This is a genomic window from Flavobacterium sp. KS-LB2, from assembly GCF_036895565.1.
Lineage (GTDB): Bacteria > Bacteroidota > Bacteroidia > Flavobacteriales > Flavobacteriaceae > Flavobacterium.
This window is the reverse complement of the sequence record NZ_CP145904.1, coordinates 2710571-2723038: the sequence shown is the minus strand read 5'-3', so window position 1 is coordinate 2723038 and position 12468 is coordinate 2710571. Positions and strand designations below refer to the sequence as shown.

Below are 12468 nucleotides of genomic sequence, written 5' to 3'. Positions count from 1 at the left end.
TAGAAATGCAGTTCCAAAAGGAACTGCATTTCATTTTGAATTATTCTTCAATGCGGTACAGTTCCACCGGACAATCTGCGTCCAAAGGGTTTACTTTACCCCACAGTCGCGCACCGGCATTCGTACAGATCGTTCCCGTGTCATCAGTGTCACACATTGTGCTTGACTGACATTTGTTTTGTGCGGAAATGAATTTGTACCCTGTTACATGCGAAAGGGCTTCTGTGCTGCTCATTGATGTTGTAGTGAATGCACCACCAACTCCCAGAACCATTACTGCCAAAGGCATCATCATTTTTTTTAAAAAAATTGTTCTCATAATAAAAATATTTAATGGTTATGATTTACTCTTTTACAGGTTTTCAATCTTACCCCTGAATACTGGCCAGTATATATTGTTGTTTAATTTTTAGGAATGAGGTCATCGAGAAATTCGTAGCATACCAAATGATTGTTAATTAATGCATATAAGTGATTGTCGAACACAATGAAACTTCTCATTTTTTTGTTTTTGATATGATACACGTAAAAACTAGATTGGTAGCTTTTCTTTGTCAGGTCGTATATGTCTATTATACTTGCGTTTTTCCAAACGCTTGCAGCATCATACTGACCAGGAAGAAGTGAGTTGATATACAGGTAATTGCCACTGACGGCACTGCTTTTATTTACAACAAGTGCCCGTTTTGCTAATTTAGTGACCTTGCTTTTCCCGACTTCGGCAATTTCTAATTGAGCTCTTGAAATGGTATCTATGGTATTACCACGGTATTGCAATACCAGATTTCTGTCTGTAACGTTATATTGATTCCGATATCGATAAACATATACTATTTTATCCAGATTGGTATTAAAATGGAGGCTGCCATCGGTATCAAATACACCATCAATTTGTTTCTGCAGCATATCTGGTGCATATCTAACTGCCAAACTATCTGATGTGTTAAGAATACCAATTAGGTTTTCTCCTGATTGAGGCGATTTATATCGAACCGTTAGATTTATAGAATCTGTCGGTTCTGCCTGTGAGAAACGAGCACCGGAATTAATAGTTAATGTCGCGATCCAATTAGAAATACTTCCTTTAAATACATAAGGAACCGTTCCCTCAAACACAAAGAAGTTCTGATTGAAAACACGGATTTTCGGAACCCGAAAAGGTAGGTCAGTTTGGTTTAAAATGATTTTGTGAGAGGTTGTAGTTTTGGTTTTTAAGTCCAATATTGTAATTAGAAGTGGGGCAGTACGATTTCCCAAATATATTTTTCCGTTTCCTGTTCCGGCAAAATAGTAAGAGTTGTATGAAAGATTGATTTTATATCGTTCCTGTGCGGCATGTTGCGGAAAGCGACGGGTGAAATTATTGTGATATTGAATGATGTTTTCTGATAGTAGGAATAGTATCACTACTATAGTGCTTCCTACAGCAGCAGTTATTATCAAGACCCAAATTTTTCTTTTAGTGTTTATTCTCGAATTAAGTCCTCTGTTTTTGTAATTTATAGGTTCGTAAATAACCACTACAGCCAATAGTATGACGAATATTAAATTAAAAATCAGATGTTGGTTCCATGTCATTTTTTCAAGGATGCCACCGCAAGAGCATGGAATGTAGGCGCTGAAATTTAAAATTATGTAGATATAAGCTGTAAACATCATCATTAATGCAAAAGCAGACAGCAGTCCAAAAAATCTAAATTTAGGAATGAATAGTACAATTGCAATTAGGATTTCAATTACAGGTACCAGAATTGCAACCCAAGCTGCAAATGCACTTAGCAGTGGCGATTGTCCAAGTTGGATTCGGAAGTTCTCAAAATTGATTAGTTTGCTGCTTGAAGCATACATGAAAAGAAGCGCTGTAAGGACGCTAATAATGAGAACGAAATTGCTTTTAAAGTTTTGGATCTTGCTCATTTTAGTAATTTTGATATTGTAAAGTTGCAACTGTTATTTTGGTTGACTTATGCAAATCAGGCTTTTCGTTATACTAAAAAGAACGTTCCATAAAACAGGGTTTCTTTACTCAGATGGACGGTTGAGGTCGCTAGGAGCATAGCCATACTGCTTTTTGAACGCCTTATAAAAGTTTAAGTAGGCGCTAAAACCACATATAAATGCAATTTCCTTCAAAGGGATTTCAGTCTTCTGAATGAGTAGATGGGATTTTTTAAGGCGTTCCAAATGATAAAAATTGTAGACGCTAGTATTGAAATACTTTCGGAAACCTATCTTTAGCTTGTGCTCTTCAGAGGCAAACATAGCCGCCAATTTTTTTAGTGTAGGTAGGGGCTCTTCCAGGTGATTTAATATGTAATCATAAAGATTTTGCATAATCACTGCTTCGGATTGTTTTTCTGACGCTGTTTTTATTACATATTTTTCGTCTGACAGTAATTCTTGCAAGATGGTAGTAATTGAGTTTACGATTATTTTGTTACTATAGCGCAGCCGTGATATGGTGCAAAAAGTAGGTGACAATTTATTATTACCCGTTATGAAAATTAGCTGAACTGTGCTGTGGTAATTATCATCAAGTGAGGCTTCCATCTTTTTTTTATTCCAAATATTGAAGGACTGCGGGGCAATAAATTTTCCAAAGTCAACCTGAAATAATTCTTCCGATTTGTAGTATAGTGCGTCTGGTACGTGGGCATTAAAATTGCTTATAATAAAGTTATCGTCTAAAATAAATGTTGTTTGTACTACGTTTTGATAACTGTAATGCGGATTAACATAACCTGATCGGAGTATAATATCATGCATTTGTTCAGCAAGCTTATTAAGTATTTCAGAGAGTTTATCAATTTCGTCGTTTTGGTCTGTTTTGGTAATTCTGAATGAGAGGTTGCCGGTTGCCATTTCAAAAAGCATTTGGTGAATTGCTTTGATGCGTTGTTGTGTTGTTTGATTTTCCATTAAATTATATAGTGAGGAATTGATTGCGGTAGAGCAAGACAAGTGCTTGAAAAGACAGGCAAAACTATATAATGTAATTTTTATTTGCTAAAAGTATAGTGTTCAATTCGGGAATTGAATAGGGGGATTTATGTGTTTTCGTTGTTTTTTGACGTTTTTAATTTAAGGGCGGGTTTGCGAATCGTGGTTATTGATGGCGAGTAGTTTTCATGAAGATGTTCTTTTCTTTTTTGCTTGATACATCCTTCGACTGAGCTCAGGAGGACGGAAACAAAAAAATCAAGCCTGAAAATTTAAAACTTAAAAACTACCTCAAAACTCTGTTCCACAGCCCGAGCCGTTCGCCTTATAGGCTCAACTCGCGGACTGCTGCCACTCCGTTTTTTCATTGTTTTTTTACGTTTTTAATTTAAGGGCGGGTTTGCGAATCGTGGTTATTGATGGCGAGTAGTTTTCATGAAGACAGTCTTTTCTTTTGTCTTGATACATCCTTCGACTGCGCTCAGGAGGACGGAAACAAAAGATCAAGCCTGAAAATTTAAAACTTACGAAATTGTCTTTTACAATTTACCTGACAGCCACTGGCTGTCCTCCTTTTAATTTCAAATGTTGTTTTTTGACGTTTTTAATTTAAGGGCGGGTTTTGGAATCGTAGATATTGATAGCGAGTAGTTTTCATGAAGATGTTCTTTTCTTTTTTGCTTGATACATCCTTCGACTGAGCTCAGGAGGACGGAAACAAAAGATCAAGCCTGAAAATTTAAAACTTAAAAACTACCTCAAAACTCTGTTCCACAGCCCGAGCCGTTCGCCTTATAGGCTCAACTCGCGGACTGCTGCCACTCCGTTTTTTCATTGTTTTTTTACGTTTTTAATTTAAGGGCGGGTTTGCGAATCGTGGTTATTGATGGCGAGTAGTTTTCATGAAGACAGTCTTTTCTTTTGTCTTGATACATCCTTCGACTGCGCTCAGGAGGACGGAAACAAAAGATCAAGCCTGAAAATTTAAAACTTACGAATTAATTTCAAATGTTGTTTTTTGACGTTTTTAATTTAAGGGCGGGTTTTGGAATCGTAGATATTGATAGCGAGTAGTTTTCATGAAGATGTTCTTTTCTTTTTTGCTTGATCAAAAAAGAAACAAAAAAATCAAGCCTGAAAATTTAAAACTTAAAAACTACCTCAAAACTCTGTTCCACAGCCCGAGCCGTTCGCCTTATAGGCTCAACTCGCGGACTGCTGCCACTCCGTTTTTTCATTGTTTTTTTACGTTTTTAATTTAAGGGCGGGTTTGCGAATCGTGGTTATTGATGGCGAGTAGTTTTCATGAAGATGTTCTTTTCTTTTTTGCTTGATCAAAAAAGAAACAAAAAAATCAAGCCTGAAAATTTGAAACTTAAAAACTACCTCAAAACTCTGTTCCACAGCCCGAGCCGTTCGCCTTATAGGCTCAACTCGCGGACTGCTGCCACTCCGTTTTTTCATTGTTTTTTTACGTTTTTAATTTAAGGGCGGGTTTGCGAATCGTGGTTATTGATGGCGAGTAGTTTTCATGAAGATGTTCTTTTCTTTTTGCTTACTATAATTTTATTTAGTGTGTGCTCCGCCTGTTCACTTCGCTCGGGTTTCAAAGCTACGATTAGCCTTGATGAGGAAATTAGTGCTAATTGTGTACTCAAAAGGTTTGGTAAATAGTTTGTGCTGTTCTTTAATCTTATGATTTGAATTAATTCATTTAGTAGCGAGTGCATTATTTGAACCTGTTGTTGAACCGGTATTGCTGAAGTATGAAAGTAGTGCTGACTCTTTTAATTGCCTCAAACTCTTATCCGACTATACAACGTATAACATGTTCCATTTGAAGCCCTGAATACGCACAAAATTCCTCAATAGAGATGAGTTGATGTGGTTCTTTATTCAAGTTGGTTTTAATCTTATTCAGATATAGCCTTGCTTGTCGGTACGTTTTACCTGTAATCCGTTGTACATCTTTGGGATAAATACATACCCTGATGTTACTTGCAATCACACTTCTTGTTTTAATGTATTAGCTACCCTTAATGCTTAATTAGTCTCAAAAGCAGTTTTTGATGTGTAAAGTTATGAAAATTAATGGTTTAATAAGTGACTAAAGTAGGTAATTATGTACCTTTTTGTACCGTTATTGACTTCTGTTTTTTGAAATGTGAATTAATTAATGAAAACTTTGTTTGAAATCATTCAAGATTTAGTTGCAACGAATATTTGAAATGAAAGGGAGTAATTGGATTATTTTAAACTTAAATTTTTAGAAATTATGGCAAGACAGAAAGGCATTATTAAATTAAAAGGGACTATCGGGGATATTACTTTTTACAAAACAAAGGATGGTCATCTGGCTCGGGAGAAAGGTGGAATTGATGCTAGTAGGATTGCGAACGATCCTGCATTTCAACGCACGCGAGAGAATGGTGCTGAATTTGGCAGGGCTGGTAAGGCTGGAAAAACATTGAGAACGGCCTTTAGAACATTACTTTTAAATTCTGCTGATAATAGAATGGTGAGTCGATTGACGCAGGCCATGATCAAAGTAATTCAAGCAGATTTAGTGAACGAACGTGGTTTACGTAATGTAATTGATGGTGAGGCAGAATTACTTGTTGGTTTTGAGTTCAATATCGGGGGGAAATTGGGAACTAGTTTATTTGCTCCTTTTGTTGGGACTATTGATCGAGTAACAGGTGACATTGCGGTTGATTTGGCATCATTTGTTCCTGCTAATATGATTGCAGCTCCGGGAGGAACCACCCATTTTAAAATTATTTCGGCAGGTGCCGCGATTAATTTCGAAACGGAAAATTTTGTTGTTGCGAGTTCAGAAACGGCAATTATTCCATGGGACACTACTCCAACAGCTGTTATTCAACAACTCAATACTGTTGACCCAAACAGTGTAAGTCCACTTTTTTTAGCACTTGGTATAGCGTATTATCAAGAGGTGAATGGTAGAATGTATCCTTTAAAAAATGGAGCTTATAATCCATTAGCTTTAGTTTTAGTAAACGGATTGTAGATGGTTTTAGAGCTATCCAGAACTTATTTCCCTGATGGAACAAACGGTAAACTTGAATGCGAGGGCACATTTATTTGTAATACCATTGAATTGCCTTGGAAGAAAAATGAAATTGCTATTTCTTGTATTCCGGAGGGGAAATATTTTATCAGAAAGCGGTATAGTGAGAAATTTAAGTGGCACTTGGAAGTTCTGCATGTTGAAAACAGGAAAAATATCCTGATTCATCCTGCAAACAATGCTGCTGCAGAGCTCAAAGGCTGTATCGCCCCAGTTACGAAAATTTCGGGACCGGGATTAGGTTTGATGTCACGGAGAGCCTTTTATAAATTGAAAGATATCGTTTATAAAGCTTTAGACCGTGAGGAAGAAGTGTGTTTAATTGTTCAATCTTTATTCCTAGAAGGGAATAAATAAAATAAAAAAGTATGAATATAGTACAAAGAGCAAAAGCTCCAACACCAAAATTTTTCAAAGTGCTTCGAAATATAGGCTTAGCATTGGCTACAGTCGGGGGAACCATTTTGGCCGCCCCCATTGCTTTACCAGTTGTAGTAAGTTCGATTGGAGGTTATATGGCTATTGTTGGCGGTGTACTTTCGGCAGTAAGTCAGATTACTACAAGCGATGATGATTCCTTTGGTCGTTCGACTGGAATTAGAGCCAAAAAAGCTAAAATATAAAAGCAATGCAGGTTGATATTTCTACAAAAATAAATACCGCTGGCGGTGTCTTTTTGAGTGTGGTGCCGAATTTAAATTCGGAAGATATTTTGAAAACTGTTGTATTGGCTGCAATTGGAGCAATAGTCAGTTTCATACTATCGATGCTACTCCGATTGTTAATAAAGAAGCGCAAACCCTAGTTCGACTTGAGTTTTTAGGAATTTGTGTGGAGCGAAACTAAAGCCCAAACCTTATGGTTCGGGCTTTTTTTGTTTAATTTACAAATAAAAAATAGTTTTAATTGTACGGAAAAAGCATGGATGCCTTTCCATAAAATTAACCAATTCCCATAAAAAGAGTTGGATGACTTGGTCACAAGATTCTTAATTAGGATGTACAATATTGTTATCTAATAACATATAAGTCCTATCAGTTTTTGTTTAAAATTACAGGGTTTCGTTTCATTAAAATAAGTTCACATGAAGCTTTTAATAAACAAATCCTTTTGTAGATTTTAAGTAATTAGAATGCAATATGAATTCCATATAACAAGTTACTGCTAAATACTAGCCAGGTGTTCCTTTTATTTCTTAGAGAAATAGGGTTTGTTATCAGGAAGAGCCATCAAGAATAAAAACAATACACTTAGTGTGCGACTTAGATACATTCATAGCCAAAATTGTTATATTTGTCACCTTGCTATACCACAAACGATTAAAAAAGATTAAACTCAAGAAGATCCGCTTAGCGAAAAATATGAACCACCCAAAAAATACAAATACCACGTGGCTGTTTGAAATAACACCAAAAAATAAATTCTTCTCGCTAAACCTCAAGGAAGTTTGGCAATACCGGGATTTGTTGCTACTTTTTGTAAAAAGAGATGTGGTGACGGTTTACAAGCAAACGGTTTTAGGGCCACTTTGGTACTTGATGCAGCCCTTGTTTACTTCCATTACGTTTACTATTATTTTTAATAATGTAGCTGGTATTGATACTGGTACTGTTCCTCCGTTTCTATTTAATTTAGCGGGAATAACGATTTGGAATTATTTCACGGCATGTCTCAATGATACTTCTGATACTTTCAAAAAAAATGCGGCTATATTTGGAAAGGTTTATTTTCCGAGGATAATTATGCCTTTATCGGTGGTAATTTCCAATTTATTGAAATTTGGAATTCAGTTCCTGATTTTTGTTGTTTTTTATCTGTATTATTACCTACAGGGGGCAACGGTTAGTTTGAATGAATCGGTTGTATTCTTTCCACTATTAATTGTTGTAATGGGTGTTTTAGGATTGGGATTGGGGATGATTATTTCATCTTTGGTTACAAAATATAGAGATTTTACCTATTTGATCAGTTTTGGAGTGCAGTTATTGATGTATGTATCGGCGGTAATGTATCCTTTGGCATTAATCAAAGAAAAAATACCCAATTATGCTTGGCTGGTGCAATACAATCCACTCGCGTATATTATAGAAACGACCCGGTATATGTTGTTAAATGTTGGGCAAGTTTCTGTTTTAGGGTTGGCTTACACTGCTGGAGTCACTATAGCTGTGCTATTGGCAGGAGTATTGATTTTTAATAAGACGGAGAAGAGTTTTATAGATACGGTGTAGGTGCCAGTGATTAGGTCAAAAATTTTTATTATTATTATTATTATTATTATTATCAAGTAACTTATTTTACGATTAACCAAATAAACAGTTAACCAATTAAACCTCCATTGAAAGACATTATATTAAAAGCCGAAAATATCTCAAAGCAATACCGCTTGGGTCAAGTAGGTACAGGTACTTTGGCGCATGACTTGAACCGTTGGTGGCATCAAGTGCGTGGTAAAGAAAACCCGTATTTGAAAATTGGCGATACCAATGATCGAAGCACTAAGGGTGAAAGCGATTATGTATGGGCATTGCAAGACATAAATTTTGAAGTGGAACGTGGCGAAGTTTTAGGGATTATTGGCAAAAACGGTGCAGGAAAATCTACTCTGTTAAAAATATTATCCCGCGTTACAGCGCCTACTACTGGAAATATTAAGTTTGGCGGTCGCGTGGCTTCTTTGTTGGAAGTGGGCACGGGCTTTAACGGAGAAATGACGGGTCGAGAAAATGTGTATTTGAATGGCGCCATTTTAGGGATGACTAAAAAAGAAATTACTTCTAAAATAGATGAAATTATTGATTTTTCAGGTTGTGAACGATATATTGATACACCTGTAAAACGTTACAGCTCCGGAATGACGGTGCGTTTGGCCTTTGCTGTGGCTGCTTTTTTGGAGCCTGAAATTTTGATTATCGATGAGGTTTTGGCCGTGGGTGATGCGGAGTTCCAGAAAAAAGCTATTGGTAAGATGCGGGATATTTCACAAAAAGGGGGTAGAACGGTATTGTTTGTGAGTCATAATATGGCGGCTGTGGAACAGCTGTGTACTAGAGGATTATTGTTAAATAATGGCGGTATTATATTTGACGGTGATGTTTCTAAAACTGTACAACAATATTTAAACATTGATAAAAAGTTAAATAATTTTTATTTTGAAAATATACAGTTTATATGCAACTACATTCATTTGGAAGATAATAATTACAACGTAAAGACCTCATTTAAAAATGGAGAAGATATTTTTGTAAATATTAAATTTTATGTAAAATCTGACTATCCTGATTTAGGTTTTTGTGTTGCTATATATGATGCGTATGATGAAATTATAACTGCGATAAATACATATCATATTAATAAAGAAATAAATATACTTAAGGCAGGAAATTATACAATGAAAATAAAAATACCGAAATACATATTAAATATTGGTGAGTATAAAATAAATTTACATTTCAATGACAAATTCGGAAATCTATTTGATATTTCAAAAAATTGTTGCCAATTTATAGTGAGTGATGATGGTTTTCGAAAAGGAGATTTTTTTATGGGAAGATTTCCTGGGCCAATTTCAATTGTCCCAAATATTATAATGATTAAAAGTTAATTAATGATACCAAAAATTATTCATTATTGTTGGTTTGGCCAAAACCCAAAGTCGTTATTAATTGAACAATGTATTAATTCATGGAAAGTTAATTTACCAGATTATGAGATTGTAGAATGGAATGAAAATAATTTTGATATTCAGGTTAATGTTTTTGTAAGAGAAGCTTATAATAATAAAAAATGGGCTTTTGTAACTGATTATGTAAGAGCATTTGCTTTGTATACTGTAGGAGGAATTTATCTAGATACCGATGTCGAAATAAGACATAATTTAGACATTTTTTTACATCATGAAGCTTTTACTGGATTTGAAGAATTTGGATTTCCTTTTACTGCTTTATGGGGTGCAAAAAAAAAACATAACTGGCCTAAAAAAATTCTAGATTATTATGATGGTTTAGAGTCTTTTACAGACAGAACAAATACAAGAATAGTGTCTGATTTTTTAATTAATTTTTATAAAGTTGATCCAAATAAAGATGAAATTCAAAATCTTCAAGATGGGATTTGTATATACCCTTCTAATTACTTCTGTTTAGACATTGAAAAAAATTATGCTGTTCATCATTTTGAAGGGTCTTGGCTTGAGGTAAATGATCTAAATTATGATAAATATCTTTTGAAGAATTATTATAAAAACAAGTTTTTAAATTATTTTGAAAAAAAACAAATCATTGAAAATTTATATAATGAACAATTTTTTTCATTAAAAGATTTAGTATATTTTATTTTAAAAAAAGTGAAACAAAAATATGTTAAATAGGTTAGTCTCCATCATAGTTCCTTGTTACAATCAAGCCCAATTCTTGGATGATGCATTACAATCTGTGTTGCATCAAACTTACACCAATTGGGAATGTATCATTGTCAATGATGGTAGTCCTGACCATACAGCAGAACTGTCCAAAAAGTGGGTGGAGAAAGATAGGAGGTTTATTTATTTGGAAAAAGAAAATGGGGGGTTGAGTAGTGCGAGGAATGCTGGCTTGGCTGTATCAAAAGGTGATTTTATCCAGTTTTTGGATTCGGATGATTTGCTTAATAAATATAAATTGGAGAAACAGTTGGCTTGTTTTAGTAATAATATTGATGTTGTTATATGTGATTATTTTCCTTTTGATGAGGAGACTGGTGCTTTTTTGAGCAGAAGATATATGAATCCCTTTCCTGATTTAGTAACTTATAAAAAAGATATTATTAATAAATGGGAATTAGAACTGTCCATACCATGTCATTGTGTTTTATTTAAGTCTAAATTATTGAATCAAAAGACAGTGAAATTTGATGAATCACTTCCCAATCATGAAGATTGGGTTTTTTGGGTACAATTATTTTATTCTTCTTCTGGTATTTTTAATTTGACTCAGACATTAGTTAGTTATCGAATTCATAATGAGGCAATGTGTGCGGACAATAAAAAAATGACTAAGGGATTTATACTTGCCTGTAAAATGAATAAAAACTTTTTTGAAAGTATCGGAGACAAGAAGGCTTTGGAACTTAGCTTGAAGAAATTGAAACTTTTAGAAAATAAAAAAGATCTTAATCTCACAAAGGTTTTTAAGTTATTTGTTCCGCCAATATTTTTAATATTACGCAAGAAATTATTTAAGTTATGTTTCAAATGAAAATAAAAGCCATAGCGATATATCTACCGCAATTCCACCCCATTCCTGAAAATGATCAGTGGTGGGGGAAAGGCTTTACGGAATGGACTAATGTAACGAAAGCTAAGCCACTGTTCGAGGGACATTATCAGCCTCATTTGCCTGCTGATTTGGGCTTTTATGATTTGCGTCTAGAAGAATCTAGACAGGCTCAGGAGACTCAAGCCAAAGAATATGGTATTTATGGCTTTTGTTATTATCATTATTGGTTTAATGGTAAAAAAATGTTGTATGAACCCTTAGATAGAAAACTCAAGAATCCTCAGGAGAATCTGCCTTTTATGATGTGTTGGGCAAATGAAAACTGGACTAGAACATGGGATGGCCTAGATAAGGAAGTATTGCTACATCAAGAATATGATTTTGAAGATGATGCTATCCATATTCAACATTTGATTTCTTATTTCAAGGACGATAGATATATCAAAGTAGATGGGAAACCCATGTTTATTATTTACAGACCAGGTGTTTTTCCAGACATACAAAAAACGATTGCAATTTGGCGAACCGCAGTTAAAGAGGCCGGTTTTCCTGATTTGTATATAGGGTATGCTCAAAATGGAGCGGTTCAGTATGAACCCAAAAGTGATGTCTTCGATTTTGCATTTGAGTTTCAACCTAATTTTTTGAATTTGCCCGCTTTGGTATCGCCTCCAAGAACCTTTGTGGAGAAAGCTATAAGAAGAATAAAAAAGAAAATGAAAGTTAAAGTAGCGAACTTACATTATTACATTGATTATTCTATTTTTATGTCCCGTCAGATAGAGAAAGGTTTTAGAAAAAATGTTTATCCCGGAATTACACCTATGTGGGACAATTCGGCAAGGCGTAAATTAAATCCTTTTATACTACATAATTCGACACCTGAAAAATATAAATTATGGTTAAGTCACATTAAAGAAAATTATCCTTGGGAGTCGGTTCCTGAGAATTTTTTATTTATAAATGCTTGGAATGAATGGGCGGAAGGAAATCATTTAGAATCTTGTCAAAAATGGGGAACTTCCTATTTGGAATCTACCAAAGAAATATTAAAATAGATTAAAGTATTTTATATATTGATTTAAGTAAATTATCTGATAAAAAATGGGCTATTGGTTTCGATTGAAATTAGCCCCTAAGAATCGACCTTGTAATTTTAGAAACAGTATTTATAAAGAATAA

The 12468-nt window shown here is 34.5% G+C and carries 12 protein-coding genes; 9 read left to right on the top strand and 3 right to left on the bottom strand.

Annotation, left to right across the window (positions count from 1 at the left end; translation table 11 throughout):
- Positions 1-40 precede the first annotated feature (40 nt).
- From V5J73_RS11645 to V5J73_RS11635, 3 genes are all read right to left on the bottom strand, one after another.
- A complete protein-coding gene (locus V5J73_RS11645) occupies positions 41-319 on the bottom strand; it encodes a DUF6520 family protein (protein ID WP_338646071.1) in 279 nt (92 codons plus the stop codon).
- A gap of 83 nt (positions 320-402) precedes the next feature.
- Positions 403-1917 (bottom strand): MauE/DoxX family redox-associated membrane protein, encoded by a 1515-nt coding sequence (locus V5J73_RS11640; protein WP_338646068.1) that lies wholly within the window; start codon positions 1915-1917, stop codon positions 403-405.
- A 105-nt stretch (positions 1918-2022) separates the two neighbouring features.
- Positions 2023-2919, bottom strand: coding sequence for a helix-turn-helix domain-containing protein (locus V5J73_RS11635; protein WP_338646066.1), 897 nt, complete (start codon positions 2917-2919; stop codon positions 2023-2025).
- Between the two features lie 2296 nt (positions 2920-5215).
- On the opposite strand from V5J73_RS11635, the gene V5J73_RS11630 reads away from it, so the two are divergent.
- The 9 genes from V5J73_RS11630 to V5J73_RS11590 all read left to right on the top strand — a co-directional run bounded on the left by V5J73_RS11630 (position 5216) and on the right by V5J73_RS11590 (position 12344).
- A complete protein-coding gene (locus V5J73_RS11630) occupies positions 5216-5971 on the top strand; it encodes a hypothetical protein (protein WP_338646063.1) in 756 nt (251 codons plus the stop codon).
- The gene (locus tag V5J73_RS11625; RefSeq protein WP_338646060.1) at positions 5972-6388 is read left to right on the top strand and encodes a DUF5675 family protein; all 417 of its coding nucleotides are present in this window, start codon (positions 5972-5974) and stop codon (positions 6386-6388) included.
- Between the two features lie 11 nt (positions 6389-6399).
- Positions 6400-6654 carry a hypothetical protein gene (locus tag V5J73_RS11620; RefSeq protein ID WP_338646057.1) on the top strand — a complete coding sequence of 85 codons (255 nt, stop codon included), beginning with the start codon at positions 6400-6402 and terminating at the stop codon, positions 6652-6654.
- A 5-nt stretch (positions 6655-6659) separates the two neighbouring features.
- Positions 6660-6836: a hypothetical protein gene (locus V5J73_RS11615; protein ID WP_338646055.1), complete on the top strand. Its 177-nt coding sequence runs from the start codon at positions 6660-6662 to the stop codon at positions 6834-6836.
- 556 nt (positions 6837-7392) lie between these two features.
- A complete protein-coding gene (locus V5J73_RS11610) occupies positions 7393-8262 on the top strand; it encodes an ABC transporter permease (RefSeq protein ID WP_338646053.1) in 870 nt (289 codons plus the stop codon).
- A gap of 107 nt (positions 8263-8369) precedes the next feature.
- Positions 8370-9635: an ABC transporter ATP-binding protein gene (locus V5J73_RS11605; protein WP_338646052.1), complete on the top strand. Its 1266-nt coding sequence runs from the start codon at positions 8370-8372 to the stop codon at positions 9633-9635.
- A 3-nt stretch (positions 9636-9638) separates the two neighbouring features.
- Positions 9639-10400 (top strand): glycosyltransferase family 32 protein, encoded by a 762-nt coding sequence (locus V5J73_RS11600; RefSeq protein WP_338646050.1) that lies wholly within the window; start codon positions 9639-9641, stop codon positions 10398-10400.
- Positions 10401-10443: 43 nt separating this feature from the next.
- The gene (locus V5J73_RS11595; RefSeq protein WP_338646047.1) at positions 10444-11265 is read left to right on the top strand and encodes a glycosyltransferase family 2 protein; all 822 of its coding nucleotides are present in this window, start codon (positions 10444-10446) and stop codon (positions 11263-11265) included.
- The gene (locus tag V5J73_RS11590) at positions 11262-12344 is read left to right on the top strand and encodes a glycosyltransferase WbsX family protein (RefSeq protein WP_338646045.1); all 1083 of its coding nucleotides are present in this window, start codon (positions 11262-11264) and stop codon (positions 12342-12344) included. The genes V5J73_RS11595 and V5J73_RS11590 overlap by 4 nt, the downstream gene beginning before the upstream one ends.
- The last annotated feature ends 124 nt before the right edge of the window (positions 12345-12468 follow it).